Genomic DNA, 18,115 nt, shown 5'->3' with positions numbered 1-18,115 from the left:
GTCGCGCGAGGCCCGGGAGCGGGCTTCCGGCCGACGGGCGGCGTGCGGACGGCGCCGCGTGGAGGCGGTCGCCGTTGCCGGGCCGCGCCGGGCTAATCCCGGTACAGCGTGCCCCGGGACTCGGTCTCGCTTCCGTCCTGGAGCGTGCCCGTTACGGTGATGTCGAGGGAGTCGCCGCCCGACGGTTCGATGACGACGTCGCCGTTGTCGGCGCAGTCGGGGTCGTCGGCGACCGTGTAGCCGAACGTCAGCTGCGCCCCGGTGCCTTGGGCGCCGGAGATCTCCCAGGTGCAGCGGCCGTCCTCGGGGCCGCCCAAGCCGTACTCCTCGGCCGCGATGGTCTCCTCGCCGACCTCGACGGTGAGCGACCAGGTCCCCATGGGGCCGCCTGCGGCGTCGTACTGGTCGAGGGTTCCGTCCCAGGTGCCTTCGTAGAGCGCCTGGACGCTGTCGTCCGATCCCTGCCCGCCCGAAGCGGTGACGTCTCCGCCGCCGGAGAGCAGCCACAGGCCGACTCCGCCGATCACGACGAGGACGGCCACGCAGACGGAGGCGATCACGAGGACGAGTCCGGCGTTGCCGCCGCCTCCGGGCGGGCGCCCGCCCGGAGGCGGCGGGTACGGGCTGCCCGGGGTGCCCGGCGCCCCGCCGGGCGGCGGCCCCGGCGGCGTCCCGTACCCGGGGCCTCCGGCGCCCGGAGGTTGCTGCACGGGGGAGTGCGGGTCGTGGGGGCCGCCGGGCACCGGAGGCTGCCGCCACGGTCCCTGCGGCCCCGGGTACGGGGGCCGACCGGGCTCTCGGGGGTGGCTCATCGAGGCTCCTTGCCCTGTTCGGGCGCGCGCATCGCCCGGTTCGGTTTCACGGGGGAGGGCCAGTATGGCGCGCGCAGCCGGGCGCGGCTCGGGCGCGGCCGGTCCCGGCCGCGCGGAGCCGGTCGTGCCCGAGCCGCGCCCCGCGGCCGGGGATCCGCGGAGGACCGGAACCGAGCCGGCGCGGCGGCCGCGGGGGTCAGCGGTCGGCTTCGCCGGCGATGAACCGCTCGACCATGGCGTGGCCGTCGCTGTCGCTGTGCTGTTCGGGCGGGGCCTTCATGAAGTACGAAGAGGCCGAGAGGACGGGGCCGCCGATCCCGCGGTCCTTGGCGATCTTGGCGGCGCGGAGGGCGTCGATGATGATCCCGGCGGAGTTGGGGGAGTCCCACACCTCCAGCTTGTACTCCAGGCTCACCGGCGCGTCGCCGAAGGCCCGGCCTTCCAGCCGGATGTAGGCCCACTTGCGGTCGTCGAGCCAGGGCACATGGTCGGAAGGGCCGATGTGGACCGAACCGGCGTTGAGTTCGTGGGGAATCTGGGAGGTGACCGACCGCGTCTTGGAGACCTTTTTGGACTCCAGCCGCTCACGCTCCAGCATGTTCATGAAGTCCATGTTCCCGCCGAAGTTGAGCTGGTACGTGCGGTCCACGACGACCCCGCGGTCCTCGAAGAGCTTGGACAGCACGCGGTGCGTTATCGTCGCGCCGATCTGGGACTTGATGTCGTCGCCGACGATCGGCACACCCGCTTGGGAGAACTTCTCGGCCCACTCGGGGTCGGAGGCGATGAAGACCGGGAGGGCGTTGACGAAGGCGACCCCGGCGTCGATGGCGCACTGGGCGTAGAAGCGGTCGGCGTCCTCGGAGCCCACCGGGAGGTAGGAGACCAGCACGTCGGCACGCGCGGCCTTGAGCGCGGCGACCACGTCCACGGCGTTCTCGGTGGACTCTTCGATGGTGTCGCGGTAGTAGCGGCCCAGCCCGTCGAAGGTGGGGCCGCGCTGCACCGCCACTCCCGTGGGCGGCACGTCGCAGATCTTGATCGTGTTGTTCTCGCTGGCGCTGATGGCGTCGGCGAGGTCGTGGCCGACCTTCTTGGCGTCGACGTCGAACGCGGCGACGAACTCGACGTCGCGTACGTGATAGGAGCCGAACTGCACATGCATCAGGCCCGGCACCCGGGCCTCGGGGTCGGCATCCGAGTAGTAGTGGACGCCCTGGACGAGCGACGCCGCGCAGTTTCCGACACCGACGACGGCTACACGTACCGAACCCATTGGTCCTTGCTCCTTTTTCGTTGCTGACTCGGAATTATGTCGGCGCGTCGGGGACGACGCGCCGGCCTGCGGCGGCTCGGGCCGCCCCGGCTAGTGCCGGTTGTCGGTGTGCGGCGGAGCTCCCACGCCGGGCGGGGGATTCCCGCCGATGCTCGCATCGCTGCCCGCCGACCCTTCGGCGCACCGCCGCTCTCGGCGGATGAGCGTGTCCAGCCAGTCGACCTCGCTCTCGATGGCCGCTGCCCGATGGCGGTTCAATTCGACCGTGTAGGGGTCCTGCACCTGCCCCCTCAGGCGTTCGCGCAGTGCAGACAACCGTTCCAGCAGGCGTGTGCGCCGTCCGTCGAGGATACGCAGCCGCACCTCGGCGGCGGTGCGGCCGAACAGGGTGAAATGCACCCCGAAGCATTCGTCGTCGGTGGCTGCCGGAGTGCTCTCGGAGAGCAACTCGTGGAGCCGGTCGCGACCGTGCTCGGTCAGGCGGTAGACGATACGCGAACGCCGTCCCCGCGCCGCGCCGCCGTCGCCCGCGGAGGCCGCCACCAGATCGCGGTGCAGCATCGACTTCAGCCCCGGGTAGAGGGAGCCGTAGGAGAAGGCGTGGAAGGCACCGAGGTCGGCGTTGAGATGTTTTCGCAGTTCATAGCCGTGCATCGGGGCTTCCGCGAGGTGTCCGAGGACGGCGAGTTCCAACACTCGCGCCCGCCCTGCACTCATCCGCGCACCTCCCTGATTCGTCGCACCTGATAGGGGTCAGCCGCGTCGGGACCGGATCTGTTCCCGCTGCGGGCGTCCGGTGTGCCACGCGGCCGGCGGGCGACGTCCGATCCCGGATGCGGACGGCACCGGAGTTCTGAGTTCAATGTGTGCTTTGTGTAGGACTGAGTATATCGCGTCGATATAACGCAAGCCCGTGTTGAGTATCTAACACCCTGGGACAGGCCGGGTGTCGCGGTCCTTCCAGCAGGAAGCCGACGCGACCTGCGGGAGTGTCCGCCGGAACACGATCGGCTCGCGCCGCGCCGAACGCTGCGCAGTGCGCCCCTGCGCTCGTGTCCGCGCACACAGGGTGGCGGGAACCCGCCGGAGGCGTCCGGCCGAGCGGTACCCTCCCGCGTGGGTTGTGCTAGCGGGCGGCATCGCTCTACCGTGACGGGTGCTTTACTCGTGAGGCCCGATGCGCCTGTGGCCCGCCCCCGACGACGGGCCCGGTAGGCGGCGGCGGGACCGGGGCCCGCCGTGGTCGCACGGACGTCGCCCGACCGTGTTCCGCCACGGGATCCTTGCCTAGAGGTCGCCGACAGGAGGCAGCAGAGGACGAGCTTTCCGGAGGGTCGAAAACCGACCGCGGCAGTCGCGCGTCCCATCAGCGGACGCTTCAACCCCCGAAACGACTGGTGTGGTTCGATCCGCAGGCCGGATTCTCCTTCGCGCGGGGCTTATCCCCCTCCACTACCCGAGTCGCAAGGCCGATCGGCCGCTTAACAGCAATCGAGGACGCGTGAGTACCGAAAGACGACGGAATGCCGGCGGGCGCCGACGGGCCTCTGGCCCGCCCGAGGGCGCCCGCGGCGACGGCGGTGGCCGCCGGGCCGGCGGCCCCGCGGCGGACGAACGCGCCGGTGATCGGCGCAGTCGGCCGGGCAGCGACGACAGCGCCGGCTTCTGGGACGACGAGCGCCCGCGACGCAGCCGTGCCGAGGCGGCGGCGGGACCGGACGACGGCCGCAGGCGCCGGGCCCCCGAGCAGTCCCGGCAGGGCGGCGGAGGCCGACGCACCCCAGCGGGAGGCGCCCGCGCCGAGTCCGGACGCCGGGCCGCAGCCGGCAGCGGGGGCGGCGGCCGCCGCAAGACCCCGCGCGGGGGCTCCGGCGAGGACGACGACCGCGGCCCCGTCAGGCGCTTCTTCGGCAAAGTGTGGAAACCCGCGCTGGTCGTCTGCGCGCTGATGTTCGTCACCGGGGTCGCGGTGCTGGGCATCGCCTACGCGCGGACCGACCTGGCGAAGCTCGGCCAGCAGGACAACGCCATGCTCGCGTCCACGAGCATCGACTACGCCAACGGCGAAGAGGCCGCGACCACGGGCGAGATCAACCGTGTCATGGTCACGAGCGAAGACATCCCGCGTGAGGTGGTCAACGGCGTCCTCGCGGCGGAGCAGCGCAAGTTCTACGAAGAGCCGGGCATCTCGATCACCGGCACCATGCGCGCCGTGCTGACCGGCGGTGCCGCCGGCGGCGGTTCCACCATCACCCAGCAGATGGCGCGCAACTACTACGACACGCTGTCCCAGGAACGCACCTACAGCCGGAAGCTGCGCGAGATCCTGATCGCCATCAAGGCCGGCCAGCAGATGCCCGCCGACGAGATCCTGGAGAAGTACCTCAACACGATCTACTTCGGCCGCCAGGCCTACGGGGTCCAGGCCGCGTCCCAGGCCTACTTCGGCAAGGACGTCCAAGAGCTCAACGCCGCCGAGGGCGTGTTCATCGGCTCCATCATCCAGCAGCCCGGCAACTTCGAGAACGTCGAAGAGGGCTCGGATATGGAGGACATCCTCAAGGACCGGTGGGAGTACACCCGCAAGGGCCTCATCGAGATGCACGGCGACAACTCGGAACTGGGCATGCCCAAGTCCGAGGCCGACGAGCTGGAGTTCCCCGAGACGGTCGACTACAACCCCGGCGCGAACGTCACCAACCAAGAGGCCTACATCCGCCAGGCCGTCCAGCAGGAGGCCAACCGCCGCTACGGCCTGGAACCCGGCCAGCTGAGCACCGGCGGCTACTCGATCGAGACCTCGCTCGACCCCGAGCTGATGAAGCGGGCCGGCGAGGCGTTCAGCCAGACCCTGCCCGACATGCCCGAGGCGACGGTGCAGCACCTGGCGTCGGTCGAGCCGCAGACCGGTGAGATCAAGGCCTTCTACGGCGGCGAGGACTTCAGCTCCGACCCCAACAACTCGCTCACCCTCGACGCGCAGGCCGGTTCGGCCTTCAAGCCCTATGTGCTGGCGACCGGCCTGGAACAGGGAATCGGACTGGAAAGCACCTTCAACGGTGACTCCCCGCAGGAGTTCCCCGGCATCGCCGAGCCGATCCAGAACGACAGCAACGAATCCCACGGCGAGGTCGACCTCATCGAGTCGACGGCCAAATCGATCAACACCAGCTTCGTGCAGCTGGCGATCGAGACCACGCCGAACGCGGTCGTCACGACGGCCGACGACGCGGGGGTCAGCGAGGACCAGTTCGAGACCGCGGACCTGGGCCCCAACATCGCGCTGGGCACCTACCGCGTCTCCGCTCTGGACCAGGCCGCCGGGTTCGCCACCTTCGCCAACGGGGGTGTGCACATGCCCCAGCACATGATCACCGAGCTCACCGACGCCGAGGGCGACGTCGTCGAGCCCGACGACCAGGCCGAGCTGGAGTCGGGGACCCGGGCCTTCAGTCAGGACACCGCGGCCGACGCCACCTACGCGATGACCCAGGTCGTCGACGGCGGCGGCGGCGAATCGGCGGCGCTGCCCGACGGGCGCCCGGTGGCGGGCAAGACCGGTACGTCCAACAGCGCCAAGTCGGCGTGGTTCGTCGGATTCACCCCGCAGCTGGCCACAGCGGTGGGACTGAGCCGCGACGACGGCCAGAAGCTGGTCATCCCCGGCGTCAACGCGATCTACGGCGGTACGACCTCCGCGAAGATCTGGAAGGACTACATGACCACGGCGATGGACGGCAAGGAGGTCCAGCAGTTCCCCGAACCCGTGTACGCGGGTTCGGCCGAGCGCTACGGCCCCACGCCCACGCCGACGGCCACGTCGACCGAAGAGGAAACGGAAGAAGAAGAGGAGCAGGAGGAGCAGGAGGAGCCGGAGGGCCCGACGTGGACTCCGACGATCCCCACCGACCCGACGGACGAAGAGACGACCGAGTGCCGTCCCGAAGACCTGCCCTGCTTTGACGACGGCGGCGACAGCGGGGACGACAGCGGCGACGGCATGCCAGGCGATGACGACAACGACGACGACAACGACGACGAGGAGAGCCCGGGAACCCAACCCGGTCTCTTGAGTGGCGAGTAGATGGCGGCGACACCCGATGCGCGGGCCGGCGGCGAGGAAGCCGCCGGCCCGCGGCATAGGTCCTCCGTGAACGGGCGGATCGGACTCTGGCTGGCGGTCCTGGGCGCTGCGGGCGCGGTGCTGGCCTACCTCGCCAAATGGCAGTGCCGCTTCGGCGGCGCGTGGATCGAGGGCGGCCAGTACACCTACGGCTGCTATAGCGACGTCTTTCCGCTGTACTACCGCGACGGGCTCGGTGACGGCGCGGTTCCCTACCTCGACGTCGCCACCGAGTACCCGGTGCTGACGGGCGGGCTGATGTTCGCCGCGGCGCGGGCGGTCTCCTGGCTTCCCGACGGGATCGGCCGCGCGTTCGCCTACTTCGACCTCACCGCCGCCGTGCTGGGCCTTTGCCTGGTGGTCGCCGTGGTGGGCACCGGCTGTATCGCCGGCCGCGGAGGCCTCGACGGCGACGGCGGATTCCGTCCGCGCGCCGCGCTGCTCGCGGGGGGCTTCGTCGCCCTGGCCCCGGCCGCGGTGCTCACCGGCCTGATCAACTGGGACCTGCTGGCCGTCGCGCTGCTGGTCAGCGGGCTGGTCTGCTACGCCCGAGGCCGGATGTGGGCGGCCGGTGCGTTGATCGGGCTGGCGACGGCCGCGAAGTTCTACCCGTTCCTGGTGTTCGGGCCGCTGCTGGTGCTCGCGGTCCGCGAACTGTGGCGCAAGGAAGGCGGACCGCCGGCCGCCGACTTCCTGCGGGTCCTCGCCGGCGCGGTCGCGACCTGGGCGGTGGTGAACCTTCCGGTCTACCTCGCGGCGCCGCACAACTGGGCGACCTTCTTCCGCTTCAGCCAGGAGCGCGGCACCGACTGGGGCTCGGTCTACTACGCCCTGGGCGGCTACGGCCTGTTCGACTCCGGCGATCTGGACCTGGTCAACGCGACGGGAACGGGCACTCTGGTGCTCGCCTGCGCCGGGGTCGCACTGCTGGGCCTGCTGTCGAGGCGGCGCCCCCCGCTGGAGCAGTTGGTGTTCCTGGTGGTGGCGGCTTTCCTGATGACCAACAAGGTGTGGTCGCCGCAGTTCGCGCTGTGGCTGATCCCGCTGGCCGCCCTGGCCTGGCCGCGTACGATCCGCCCGGGTGCGGCCGCGGCCCTGTTCGTCCTGTGGCAGGCGGCCGAGGTCTGCTACTTCTTCGGGATCTGGCAGCACCTGCTGCACGTGTCGCAGCAGGGCGATCCGGCCGTGGCCGGGGCGCCGCAGGGCCTGCCGTTCGAGGGGTACGCTCCGGTGCTGCTCGGGCGCTTGGGAGCGGTCGCGGCGCTGTGCGCGCTGACGGTCGCCGACTGCTTGCGGACGGGCCGTCGACGGCCGTGACGGCTGGTAACCTTGGCTCCCGTCTGGCTCAATGCCCTCCTGCCATGGAGAGACCATGGCCGCAACAGTCCAGAGGAGGTACGAACGCTCATGCGTCGTTACGAAGTTATGGTCATCCTCGACCCCAGCCTCGACGAGCGCACGGTGTCCCCGTCGCTTGAGCAGTTCCTGGGAGTCGTCCGCAACGACGGCGGCACCGTCGAGAAGGTCGACGTCTGGGGGAAGCGCCGTCTTTCCTACGACATCGCCAAGAACTCCGACGGCATCTACGCGGTGGTCGACTTGACGGCCGAGCCCAAGACCGTCAAGGAGCTCGACCGCCAGCTCGGACTCACCGAGTCCGTCCTGCGCACCAAGGTCCTGCGGCCCGCCGCGCACTGAGCGCGACGGGGGAATCCGATACACGGCCGCCCCTCGCGGCCGTCGGCGCCTACCGCCCGGCGTTCTCCGCTCGCTGATCCGTCTACACCAACCGGAGCCGATCCATGGCAGGCGAAACCCAGATCACGCTCGTCGGCAACCTCGTCGACGACCCGGAGCTGCGATTCACTCCCAGCGGTGCCGCGGTCGCCAATTTCCGCGTCGCATCGACACCGCGCATCTTCGACCGGCAGGCCGGCGAATGGCGCGACGGTGAGTCGATGTTCCTCACCTGCTCCGTTTGGCGGCAGTACGCGGAGAACGTCGCCGAAACCCTGCAGCGCGGCATGCGCGTCATCGTGCAGGGCAGGCTCAAGCAGCGCTCCTTCGAGACGAAGGAGGGCGAGAAGCGGACCGTTTACGAGATCGACGTCGACGAGGTCGGACCTGCGCTGCGCAGCGCCACCGCGAAGGTGACCAAGGTGCAGCGCCAAGGCGGCCAAGGCGGCGGTTTCGGCGGCGGCGGTGGCGGCGGCCAGCAGGGCGGCGGAGGCTACGGCAACCAGGGGGGCGGCTTCGGCGGCTCCCAGGGCGGCCGCTCCGGCCCTCCGGCCGAGGACCCCTGGTCCACCGGCGGCGGGGGCGGATTCTCCGACGAGCCCCCGTTCTAGGCCGCGGATCGAATACGCGGGCGCAGCGGCTCCGGGCCGCGGACGTCCGCACACCTGTCCGATTGACCATCCCCGGAGTATCCGGGGCTCTTGCAAAGGAGCACCACGATGGCGAAGCCGGCAGCGCGCAAGCCCAAGAAGAAGGTTTGCCTGTTCTGTCAGGAAAAGCTGACCTACATCGACTACAAAGACACCACTCTGCTGCGCAAGTTCATCTCCGACCGGGGCAAGATCCGTGCCCGTCGGGTGACCGGCAACTGCACGCAGCACCAGCGCGACGTCGCTACTGCGATCAAGAACGCCCGCGAGATGGCGCTGCTGCCCTACACCAGCACCGCTCGCTAACGGGGAATCCGAGGGAGGTTTTGTCGTGAAGCTGATTCTGACCCAAGAGGTCACCGGCCTCGGCGCCCCGGGCGACGTCGCCGAGGTGAAGGACGGTTACGGCCGCAACTACCTGCTGCCCCGCGGTTTCGCCATTCGGTGGACCCGCGGCGGGCAGAAGCAGATCGACTCGATCCGCCGCGCCCGCCAGGCCCGGGAGATCCGCAGCCTGGAGGACGCCCAGCAGATCGCGGAGCGTCTGAACTCGATGCGCGTGAAGCTGAACCAGCGCGCCGGCGACGGCGGCCGGCTGTTCGGCTCGGTCACCGCCAACGACGTCGCCGAGGCCGTGAAGGCGGCCGGCGGCCCGGAGGTCGACAAGCGCCGGATCGAGATCCGCAATCCGATCAAGTCGGTGGGCGACCACAAGGTGCAGATCCGTCTGCACCCTGAGGTCAGCGCCACCATCGCGGTCCAGGTCATCGGCGTCTGACCGGAGGCCTCGGGCTTTTTCGGCCCCGGCTCCCTGCGGGGAGCCGGGGCCTTTTTCGTGTCCGGCCGGTACGGGGCGTGCACACGACACGCCTACTCGTTGTAACGCTATAACGACAAACCGTGACTTATCTTGTCCTGTGGGTCCGAGTCTCCACGGGAGGGGTGAGGCTGTATGTCCAGTCGGGACGGCGAGAGAACCGGGGACGGCGTCGCGCGGCGCAGTGTCCTGCACACCGCGGCCGTCGCCGCCGGGGGAGTGCTGCTGGGCGGTGCCATCGACCTGGCCGCGCCCGACCGGGCCGCGGCGGACGCCCGGCCGCGGATCTACAACCGCGGCGATTGGAACGCGCGCAAGCCCGAAGACTGGGCCGCGGTGCGTTCGACCCCGCCCGACCGGATCGTCGTGCACCACACGGCCACGGGCAACAGCTCCAACCGTTCCCGGGACCACGCGTTCCGGCTGTCGCGGTCGATTCAGAACTACCACATGGACAGCAACGGCTGGGATGACACCGGGCAGCAGCTCACGATCAGCCGTGGTGGCCACGTCATGGAGGGCCGCAACCGGTCGCTGCAGGCGATCGGCGACGAGAACCACGTGGTCGGTGCCCACACGGCCAACCACAACTCCCACACGATCGGCATCGAGAACGAGGGCTCCTACATGTCCCAGACGCCGCCGCGGGAGCTGATGACCGCGCTCATCGAGACCTGCGCGTGGTTGTGCCTGGGCTACGGGCTCGACCCGGCGACGGCCATCGTGGGCCACCGCGACTTCAACGCCACCAACTGCCCTGGCGACAAGCTCTACGGCATGCTGCCGGGGCTGCGCACCGACGTCCGCTCGCGCCTGCGCACCCTGCATGCGCGGCTCGTACTGCGCGACGATTCGGATGTACCGGACGAGCACCTGCCCACCTATCCCGAGGTGCCCGACTCCGAGCGTCGGGCACCGTTCTACCACGGCCCCGCGATCGGGTCTGAGGACGTCTGAGCAGGGCACTCAGGGCCGCGGCGGCCCTGCGGGGCCTGCGGGTCCGCCTGCGGCGGTCAGGGCCGTGCCGCGCCGACCACCAGCCAGGCGTCCCCGCGGGCCCGCAGCCCCAGGGTCGCTCCGCGGGCGGCCATCCATACGGCGAAGGCGCACCACAGGGCCACCAGGCCGGGATCGGACTCCGCGGAGAAGCCGTACTGCACCGCGGCGGCGCAGGGCAGGAACACCAGCATGGTCCAGAAACTCGCCCACGCCAGGTAGCGCTGGTCGCCGGCGCCCATCAGGATCCCGTCGAGCACCATGACGACGCCGCTCAGCGGCTGCATGAGAGCCACGACGACGAGCGTGGCCAACAGCAGGCGGTGCACCTGCGGGTCGTCGGTGAACAGCAGCGGCGCCCACGGCCGCACCGCGAACACCGCGACCGTGAACAGCAGGCCGGAGAGAACGCCCCATTCGAGCATGCGGCGGGTCGCGGCGCGGGCACCGGAGGTGTCGGAGGCGCCCAGGTAGCGGCCGATGATGGCCTGGCCGGCGATCGCGATGGCGTCCATCGCGAAGACCAGCAGCGACCAGATCTGCGTGGCGACCTGGTGCGCGGCGATCTCGGGGTCGCCGAGGCGGGCGGCGACCGCGGTGCATACGAGCAGTACGGCGCGCAGCGAGACGGTGCGCACGAACAGTGCCGCCCCGGCGCCGAGGGCCGAGCGCAGGCCTTCGGCACTGGGAGCGGGGGAGACTCCGTGCCGGCGGGCGGCGCGCAGCACCACGGCGACGTAGACGGCGGCGCCGGCGCTCTGGGCGACGACCGTGGCCCATGCGGATCCGGCGATCCCCTGTTCCAGGACCAGCACGAGCAGCGCCGCCAGCCCGATGTTGGCCAGGTTGGCCCCTACCGCCACGACCAGCGGGGTCGTCGCGTCCTGGAGTCCGCGCAGGACGCCGGTGCCGGCCATGACGATCAGCAGGCCGGGTGCGCTGAGCAGGCTGATGCGCAGGTAGGTCAGGGCGTGCGGGGCGACCTCGGGCGAGGCTCCCAGGGCTTCGATCAGCCACGGCGCGGCCGGGTACCCCAGTGCCAGGACGGCCGCGCCGATGATCAGCGCCAGCCACAGCCCGTCGATGCCGCTGCGGAGTCCGGAGGCGGCCTCTCCGGCGCCGAAGCGGCGGGCCACGGCCGAGGTGGTGCCGTAGGCCAAGAAGATGCACAGGTTGGCCAGTGTCATCAGGATCTGTCCGGCCACACCCAGGCCGCCCAGCGGTGCCGTTCCCAGGGTGCCCACGATGGCGGTGTCGCTGAGCAGGAACAGCGGCTCGGACACCAGGGCGAAGAAGGTGGGCACGGCCAGCCGGAAGATCTCGCGGTCGTGGGGGTGGCGGAAGGGCGGCGCGGAGAGGAGAGCGGACATGTCGTTGCGACCTTAGCGGACAGGTGTTCGACTGGGTGTGCGGGGGTTGTCCACCACTGCCGGGGGAGCTTGTGGATAACTTGTGGACAGGGGCGGCAGAAATTTCTTTCGCGCACAGCCGGTGCACAGAGTATCCGCTGGCCATAGGGGATATCGACATACACGTGCAGAGTTATCCACAAGCTCTGTGCACAAGCTATCCGCAGGATGTCCCCACTCGTCCACAGGATCTCCCCAGCTGCGTCCACAAGCTGCTTTGCGCTACGGGTCCCGCAGTCGCGAGAATCCAAGCTCGGGCATGCACGGCATGCCGATCGTGAAGCAGGGGGAATCCACGTGAGCGTCGCCGAACACCCGCCGGAGAACACCGGCAGCGGATTCGAGCGCACACCGCCGCACGACATCATGGCCGAGCAGAGCGTGCTGGGGGGCATGCTGCTGTCCAAGGAGGCCATCACCCAGGTCGTCGAGATCGTGCGGTCCGCGGACTTCTACCGCCCGGCCCACCAGACCGTCTTCGACGTGACCGTCGACCTGTTCTCGCGCGGCGAGCCGGTCGACGCCATCTCGGTCAACGCCGAGCTCACCAAGCGCGGCGAGATCGCCCGGGTCGGGGGAGCGCCGTACCTGCACACGCTCACCGAGGCCATCCCCACCGCGGCCAACGCCGGCTACTACGCGCGCATCGTCTCCGACCGCGCGGTGCTGCGCCGCCTCGTGGAGGTCGGCACACGCATCGCCCAGATCGGCTACTCCGGCGACGGCGAAGTCGACGACCTGGTCGACCACGCCCAAGCCGAGATCCATCGCGTCGCCGAGAAGCGCACCGGCGAGGACTATCTGCCGCTCAGCGACATCATGCCGGGGGCTCTGGACGAGATCGAGGCGATCTCCGCCCACGACGGCTCCATGACCGGTGTGCCCACCGGGTTCACCGACTTGGACCAGCTCTCCAACGGACTGCACCCGGGGCAGATGGTCATCGTCGCCGCACGCCCGGCCGTGGGCAAGGCGCTGGCGCTGGACACCCCGCTGCCCACCCCGCACGGCTGGACCACCATGGGCGACGTCGCCGTGGGAGGCGAGCTCGTGGCCGCCGACGGCACACCCACGCGGGTGGTCGCGGCGACCGAGGTGATGCGCGGGCGGCCCTGCTACGAGCTGGAGTTCGCCGACGGCACCGCGGTGGTCGCCGACGCCCGGCACCAGTGGCCCACGCTGCGGGAAGGGTCGGGCGGGCCGGTGCACGGCCTGGCCACCACCGGTGAACTCGCCGCCGAGCTGGAGCACGCGCCCGCCGGCGGCGGGCCTGCGGGCATCGCGATCGCCGCTCGGCGTCCGGGGGAGAACACCGCCGCGGAATCCGGATGCCGTGCAGCGGCGGCCGCCCGCACTCCGGGCGCCGCGGCCCTGCTCGATCCCCAGCCTGTGGACGGATCCGCCGGGCGCGGCGGCGCTCCGCACCGCGTGATCGCCGCCCGGCGGGTGGCCAGTGTTCCGGTGCGCTGCGTCCAGGTCGACCACCCCGACCGCCTCTACCTGGCCACGCGGGCGCGGATCCCCACGCACAACTCCACGCTCGCACTGGACTTCGCGCGGGCGGCCTCCATCAAGAACCAGCTGACCAGCGTGTTCTTCAGCCTGGAGATGGGGCGCAACGAGATCGTCATGCGCCTGCTCTCAGCCGAGGCGCGGGTGGCGCTGCACACGATGCGGTCGGGGCTGATGACCGACGACGACTGGGCGCGCCTGGCCCGCCGCATGGGCGAAGTCGCCAGCGCGCCCCTGTTCATCGACGACTCACCGAACCTGTCGATGATGGAGATCCGCGCGAAGTGCCGGCGGCTCAAGCAGCAGCACGACCTCAAGCTGATCGTCGTGGACTATCTGCAGCTGATGAGCTCGGCCGGGCGCGTGGAAAGCCGCCAGCAGGAAGTCTCGGAGATGTCGCGATCGCTGAAGCTGCTGGCCAAGGAGCTGGATGTGCCGGTCATCGCCCTCTCCCAGCTCAACCGCGGACCGGAGCAGCGAACCGACAAGAAGCCCCAAGTCAGCGATCTCCGTGAATCGGGGTGCCTGACCGCCGACACACGGATTCTGCGTGCCGACACGGGAGCCGAGACCACGATCGGCGAGCTGTACGCTTCCGGCGCCCGCGACGTTTCCGTGTGGTCCCTCGACGAAACGCTGCGGCTGGTCCCTCAGACGATGACACGGGTGTTCCATAGCGGCACGAAGCAGACCTTCCGCTTGCGCCTGACGTCGGGACGGGAAGTCACGGCTTCGGGGAACCATCCGTTCCTCACCTACGACGGATGGAAACCGCTGGAGCGGCTCGCGCCCGGAGACCGGCTCTCCGTGCCTCGGCGGGTCCCCGAACCCGAGCGCGTATGCGCGTGGCCCGACGACGAGGTCGTCCTTCTGGCGCACCTCATCGGGGAGGGCGCGTTCGTGCGGGGACAACCTGTTCGATACGCGTCGATAGACGAAGCGAATCTGCAGGCCGTCACCCGTGCTGCCGCTCACTTCGGCGCGGCGCCGGTGCGCGGCGAAGACGCGGCGGCCCGCGTCACGACGCTGCGCCTGCCGGAGCCGTATCGCGTGAGCCGCGGGAGCCCGGACCCCGTTGCGCAGTGGTTGGACGGCCTCGGACTCTTCGGCCTGCGCAGCCATGAGAAGTTCGTGCCGGAGGGGGTGTGGAATCTGCCCAAGGAGCAGATCGCCCTGTTCCTGCACCACCTCTGGGCGACGGACGGCTGTGCGCACTGGGACGAGAAGGCGGGCCACGCCCGGATCCGCTACGCGTCGACGAGTCGGCGGCTCGTGGACGACGTCTCTCGCCTGCTGTTGCGGTTCGGGATCATGACGCGCATCCGAACCGTCGCCGAGGAGGGGGATCGGCCCGGCTACCGCCTTGTGGTCGACGGACCGGACGCCCAGAGGCGCTTTCTGGAGGAGGTCGGCGTCTACGGCGAACGCGGGAAGCAGGCGCGTTCGTGCCTGGAGCGGGTGAGCGGAACGCAGGACGACACTAACCTCGATACGGTTCCTGTACAGGTGTGGGACCGAGTGGGGACGGCCCTGTCCGAGCGTGGGATGACGCACCGGGAGTACGCGGCGCAGACCGAGACGCAGCACTGCGGGAGCGCGCTGCGGACGACGGCGCCGAGCCGTCCGCGGCTGCAGCGGGTGGCTGCCGTCCTCGACGACTCGGACCTTGAGATGCTGGCCACCAACGATGTCTTCTGGGACGAGATCGCCGAGATCGAGCCGCTCGGCGAGCAGGAGGTCTTCGACGCCACCGTCGCAGGGACGCACAATTTCGTGGCCGGCGGGATCAACGTCCACAACAGCATCGAGCAGGACGCCGACATGGTCGTCCTGCTCTATCGCGAGGACGCCCACGACAAGGAGTCCCCGCGCGCCGGCGAGGCCGACATCATCGTCGCCAAGCACCGCAACGGCCCCACGGCCACGGTCACCGTGGCGTTCCAGGGCCACTACAGTCGTTTCGTCGACATGGCTCCGGGATGACGGGCCGACACGGAGGATCCCGCCCGGTCGGCGCCCCGTCCGTCGGCCGGTTCCTTCGATCCCTTGTTTCGGCCCTCCGCAAGGCCGACTACCGAGGGGCCGATTTGTCGACAAAACGACGTGCCGGTTCCGGGGTCCGCCGGTTGCGGTCCGGGGCAGGCGGAGCTGCGAGCGAAGGAGGAATCGGCATGCGTCTGGCGGACGGACCGGGGACGGAGAGCGCGACGCAGGTCGACGCTGCCCCGGCACGGGTGTGGGAGCTGGTCACCGACATCGGGCTCGCCGCCGAGTTCAGTCCCGAGCTGATGCGTGCGGAGTGGCTCACCCCTGCGGGGGTTCCGGCCCTGGGAGCGCGCTTCGCCGGGCACAACCGCAACCGCCACCTCGGTGAGTGGCGGACCGTCGCCGAAGTGGTCGAGTTCGTTCCCGAGCGCGTGTTCGGCTGGGCGGTCCTCGACGCCGACGGGCGCTTCGGCCCGCCCTCCGACGATCCCGCCCACCCGATGGCGGTGTGGCGCTACTCGGTGGAGCCGCAGGACGGCGGCGCCGTGCTGCTGCAGTCGGTGCGGCTGGGACCGGGCCGCTCCGGGCTCACTGCCGCGATCGACCGCATGCCCGATCTCGAAGAGCAGCTGGTGATCGGCCGGCTCGACGAGCTGCGCACCGGTATGGAGATCACCCTGCGCGGTATCCGGGCGCGCGCCGAGGGCAGAACCGCGTAGCACCCCGGGGCGGTCGCGGGCGGTCGTGCAAGAGAGATCTCCGGGAACGCGGGCGGCCGGTGGCGGAGCCCGCGGTGTCCTGTCGACGAACCGATCGGTCGACACGGCGGCATGTCCGCCGGTCGACGTGTCGACAGTGAGGGAGCGGTGCGGCGGATACGCCGAGGGCCGACCGCGAACGCGGTCGGCCCTCGGCGTATCCGGGGACGCCGGTCTCAGACCCAGCGGGCCTCGGGGCGCGTGCGTCCGTTGTCGTCGGTCACCAGCACCCAGGTCAGCAGTGGTCGGTCGGAGGCGGCGGCCTCCGGGGCCGCGCGCGGCCGCGGTGCGGCGGGCGCGGGTGCGCCGGTCGCGCGCCGTGCCGTCTTGCGCGTGCGTCGACGGGTCGTCTTCAGCGGCGCCGGGATCACCGGTCGGTTCATTTCGGCACCCCTTTGTTCGCCTTCGTGAAGACTACAGTTAACCCTTCGTTCACCTTGAAGTCAATCTCGATGCTCCGCGTGTCCGCGGAGAGCCCTGAATGGCCATGGCTCCCACCTGGCGTGGCGCCACGAAAGTGAACGTCAGGTGAACAGACGGAACGCCCGGCCGAACGGGAGGTCGAACGGTCGGAGAGGCGGGGGAGCGCGCCGGGGGCAGCACGGAGGACACGGCAAACGGCGAGGGCCCGGCCGCAGCGGCCGGGCCCTCGCCGTGTCGTCGTGGACGAAACCTGGTCGCCGGGTGTCGGCAGTGGTGCGCGCCGGCCCGGCCGTCGTCTTATTCGTTGGGATCCTTGAAGATCAGCCCGACGACCTCCAGGTAGAGCTGTTCCGGGTAGGGCACGAACTGGATCCGGCTCAGCGCCTGGTCCTGACCCGCCGACTCCATGACGAAGGTGCCGAACCCGAGGAAGCGCCCGAGGATCGAGCGCTCGAAGCGCATGTCGGTGACCTTGCCCAGCGGCATCATGTTCACCTGGCGGGTGATGAGGCCCTGGGTCAGCAGGAGGCGCTGCGACGTGATGACGAAATAGTCGACCGACCATTCGGCGACGCGCCAGACGAACCAGACCAGGATCAGCAGCCACACCCACCAGATGACCGCCAGGGCGGCCGCACTCGCGGCGATGGCGGTGTTGCTGAGGATGCCCGCGAAGATCAGTGCGCCGAGCACTGCGGCGACAGGGCCGATCAGCACTGCGGGGTGCCGCCGGATGGTGACGACGTCCTGCTCGTAGGGCAGCAGGTAGCGGTTGACCGATGCCGGTGCCTGGTTCGGCGGTGCGACGAGCCTCATGGCCGGATGGCCCCTATGCGCCCAGGGTGTTCACGAATCGAGACAGTGATTCGGCGGCCGACATGAGTCCTCCGACGCCAGTCTGGATGACTCCGGCAGCGCTTTCCGGTTGTGTCAGTAGATAGAACGCGACGAAAGCGATGAGGGCGTACCCCGTCCACTTTTTCAACCTCGCCATGACCGACTCCCCACGAATGCTGATGACCCACTGACCCAAGGTGATTGTTACACCGACATACGGGCCCGTAAAGCTAGATCACCGTTACCGGCGTGGCGTTCCCGGTGAGCGCGGTGTGGACCTGATCACCCTCGGCCGGCGGGTCGGGTCGTCGGTCAGCGGCGTTCCGAGAAGGCCAGGGCGAGTACCTGCAGGTGCTGGCGCGCGATGCGTTCCACGAGTTCGGGGCCGGCCCGGCCGGTGACGTCGAGAGCGCCTTGGTAGGCCGCGTCCACACATCGCGTGACGGTGGCGGCGTCGTGGACACCGGTGAACTCGGTGTTCAGCCGGTCGACGACGGGGGAGAGGTCGCGCGGTGTGGTGGTCTTCTCGGGCATCTCACTCCTTCGAGGGAAAAGGGTGACCGGTTGCGCTGTGTACCCACAAGCAGTCGCTTCGTAACCGCCCTCAGGGTCAGTCTAGGGGTCAGGCATAAGGCCGATGGTGGTCAGTAGGTGGAGATGGGGGCGGGTGGGGCTGTTCGGCTGTGGTCGATCGGACGACTGTGCACCATGATCGGCCTTATGTGTCACGACTCCGTCTCAGTCTGAATTCGGCCTCCGCAAATCGGCATGTACTGCGT

General features: G+C 70.0%; 16 protein-coding genes. 9 read left to right on the top strand and 7 right to left on the bottom strand.

From position 1 onward, the window contains the following. Window positions 1-92: 92 nt before the first annotated feature. The 3 genes from HNR25_RS12135 to HNR25_RS12125 form a co-directional block, all read right to left on the bottom strand. The gene (locus HNR25_RS12135) at window positions 93-812 is read right to left on the bottom strand and encodes a hypothetical protein (RefSeq protein WP_184635119.1); all 720 of its coding nucleotides are present in this window, start codon (window positions 810-812) and stop codon (window positions 93-95) included. Window positions 813-1,008: 196 nt separating this feature from the next. After that, the gene (locus HNR25_RS12130) at window positions 1,009-2,088 is read right to left on the bottom strand and encodes an inositol-3-phosphate synthase (protein ID WP_184635117.1); all 1,080 of its coding nucleotides are present in this window, start codon (window positions 2,086-2,088) and stop codon (window positions 1,009-1,011) included. Between the two features lie 90 nt (window positions 2,089-2,178). Beyond that, a complete protein-coding gene (locus tag HNR25_RS12125) occupies window positions 2,179-2,805 on the bottom strand; it encodes a PadR family transcriptional regulator (protein WP_184635115.1) in 627 nt (208 codons plus the stop codon). Window positions 2,806-3,589: 784 nt separating this feature from the next. On the opposite strand from HNR25_RS12125, the gene HNR25_RS12120 reads away from it, so the two are divergent. From HNR25_RS12120 to HNR25_RS12090, 7 genes are all read left to right on the top strand, one after another. Beyond that, window positions 3,590-6,172, top strand: a complete 2,583-nt coding sequence (locus HNR25_RS12120) for a transglycosylase domain-containing protein (RefSeq protein WP_184635113.1) — start codon at window positions 3,590-3,592, stop codon at window positions 6,170-6,172. A 66-nt stretch (window positions 6,173-6,238) separates the two neighbouring features. Beyond that, window positions 6,239-7,528: a glycosyltransferase family 87 protein gene (locus HNR25_RS12115; protein WP_312862503.1), complete on the top strand. Its 1,290-nt coding sequence runs from the start codon at window positions 6,239-6,241 to the stop codon at window positions 7,526-7,528. Between the two features lie 90 nt (window positions 7,529-7,618). After that, a complete protein-coding gene (gene rpsF, locus HNR25_RS12110; protein ID WP_184635110.1) occupies window positions 7,619-7,909 on the top strand; it encodes a 30S ribosomal protein S6 in 291 nt (96 codons plus the stop codon). 104 nt (window positions 7,910-8,013) lie between these two features. Beyond that, entirely contained in the window at window positions 8,014-8,559 is a 546-nt protein-coding gene (locus HNR25_RS12105) for a single-stranded DNA-binding protein (RefSeq protein ID WP_184635107.1), read from the top strand. Between the two features lie 108 nt (window positions 8,560-8,667). Continuing rightward, window positions 8,668-8,904: a 30S ribosomal protein S18 gene (gene rpsR, locus HNR25_RS12100; protein WP_040273181.1), complete on the top strand. Its 237-nt coding sequence runs from the start codon at window positions 8,668-8,670 to the stop codon at window positions 8,902-8,904. A gap of 25 nt (window positions 8,905-8,929) precedes the next feature. Next, window positions 8,930-9,376, top strand: coding sequence for a 50S ribosomal protein L9 (gene rplI / locus HNR25_RS12095; RefSeq protein ID WP_184635105.1), 447 nt, complete (start codon window positions 8,930-8,932; stop codon window positions 9,374-9,376). A 174-nt stretch (window positions 9,377-9,550) separates the two neighbouring features. Continuing rightward, window positions 9,551-10,372: a peptidoglycan recognition protein family protein gene (locus tag HNR25_RS12090; RefSeq protein WP_184635102.1), complete on the top strand. Its 822-nt coding sequence runs from the start codon at window positions 9,551-9,553 to the stop codon at window positions 10,370-10,372. Window positions 10,373-10,428: 56 nt separating this feature from the next. Here HNR25_RS12090 and HNR25_RS12085 read toward each other — a convergent pair whose 3' ends face one another. Further along, the gene (locus HNR25_RS12085; RefSeq protein ID WP_184635100.1) at window positions 10,429-11,781 is read right to left on the bottom strand and encodes an MATE family efflux transporter; all 1,353 of its coding nucleotides are present in this window, start codon (window positions 11,779-11,781) and stop codon (window positions 10,429-10,431) included. Between the two features lie 336 nt (window positions 11,782-12,117). Between HNR25_RS12085 and HNR25_RS12080 the strand changes: the two genes are divergently transcribed. Both HNR25_RS12080 and HNR25_RS12075 read left to right on the top strand, forming a co-directional pair. Continuing rightward, the gene (locus HNR25_RS12080; RefSeq protein WP_312862502.1) at window positions 12,118-15,315 is read left to right on the top strand and encodes a replicative DNA helicase; all 3,198 of its coding nucleotides are present in this window, start codon (window positions 12,118-12,120) and stop codon (window positions 15,313-15,315) included. A 188-nt stretch (window positions 15,316-15,503) separates the two neighbouring features. Next, window positions 15,504-16,037 carry an SRPBCC family protein gene (locus HNR25_RS12075; protein ID WP_184635098.1) on the top strand — a complete coding sequence of 178 codons (534 nt, stop codon included), beginning with the start codon at window positions 15,504-15,506 and terminating at the stop codon, window positions 16,035-16,037. 215 nt (window positions 16,038-16,252) lie between these two features. Here HNR25_RS12075 and HNR25_RS12070 read toward each other — a convergent pair whose 3' ends face one another. From HNR25_RS12070 to HNR25_RS12060, 3 genes are all read right to left on the bottom strand, one after another. Continuing rightward, window positions 16,253-16,459 (bottom strand): hypothetical protein, encoded by a 207-nt coding sequence (locus tag HNR25_RS12070; RefSeq protein ID WP_184635096.1) that lies wholly within the window; start codon window positions 16,457-16,459, stop codon window positions 16,253-16,255. A 337-nt stretch (window positions 16,460-16,796) separates the two neighbouring features. Further along, window positions 16,797-17,315: a PH domain-containing protein gene (locus tag HNR25_RS12065; RefSeq protein ID WP_184635093.1), complete on the bottom strand. Its 519-nt coding sequence runs from the start codon at window positions 17,313-17,315 to the stop codon at window positions 16,797-16,799. Between the two features lie 333 nt (window positions 17,316-17,648). Next, window positions 17,649-17,870, bottom strand: a complete 222-nt coding sequence (locus HNR25_RS12060; RefSeq protein ID WP_184635091.1) for a three-helix bundle dimerization domain-containing protein — start codon at window positions 17,868-17,870, stop codon at window positions 17,649-17,651. Between the last annotated feature and the right edge of the window lie 245 nt (window positions 17,871-18,115).

The sequence above is a fragment of the Streptomonospora salina genome, from assembly GCF_014204715.1.
Taxonomy (GTDB): Bacteria; Actinomycetota; Actinomycetes; order Streptosporangiales; family Streptosporangiaceae; genus Streptomonospora; species Streptomonospora salina.
Note: the sequence above shows the minus strand (reverse complement) of the source record. Positions and strands in the feature narration are given on the sequence as shown.

Bases quoted from the DNA above. Each gene is read 5' to 3' on its own strand.
- HNR25_RS12130 (WP_184635117.1), bottom strand. From the start codon at position 2,088: ATGGGTTCGGTACGTGTAGCCGTCGTCGGTGTCGGAAACTGCGCGGCG.
- HNR25_RS12090 (WP_184635102.1), top strand. From the start codon at position 9,551: ATGTCCAGTCGGGACGGCGAGAGAACCGGGGACGGCGTCGCGCGGCGC.
- HNR25_RS12105 (WP_184635107.1), top strand. From the start codon at position 8,014: ATGGCAGGCGAAACCCAGATCACGCTCGTCGGCAACCTCGTCGACGAC.
- HNR25_RS12075 (WP_184635098.1), top strand. From the start codon at position 15,504: ATGCGTCTGGCGGACGGACCGGGGACGGAGAGCGCGACGCAGGTCGAC.
- HNR25_RS12125 (WP_184635115.1), bottom strand. From the start codon at position 2,805: ATGAGTGCAGGGCGGGCGCGAGTGTTGGAACTCGCCGTCCTCGGACAC.
- rpsR (WP_040273181.1), top strand. From the start codon at position 8,668: ATGGCGAAGCCGGCAGCGCGCAAGCCCAAGAAGAAGGTTTGCCTGTTC.
- rpsF (WP_184635110.1), top strand. From the start codon at position 7,619: ATGCGTCGTTACGAAGTTATGGTCATCCTCGACCCCAGCCTCGACGAG.
- HNR25_RS12135 (WP_184635119.1), bottom strand. From the start codon at position 812: ATGAGCCACCCCCGAGAGCCCGGTCGGCCCCCGTACCCGGGGCCGCAG.
- HNR25_RS12060 (WP_184635091.1), bottom strand. From the start codon at position 17,870: ATGCCCGAGAAGACCACCACACCGCGCGACCTCTCCCCCGTCGTCGAC.
- HNR25_RS12065 (WP_184635093.1), bottom strand. From the start codon at position 17,315: ATGAGGCTCGTCGCACCGCCGAACCAGGCACCGGCATCGGTCAACCGC.
- HNR25_RS12070 (WP_184635096.1), bottom strand. From the start codon at position 16,459: ATGAACCGACCGGTGATCCCGGCGCCGCTGAAGACGACCCGTCGACGC.
- HNR25_RS12085 (WP_184635100.1), bottom strand. From the start codon at position 11,781: ATGTCCGCTCTCCTCTCCGCGCCGCCCTTCCGCCACCCCCACGACCGC.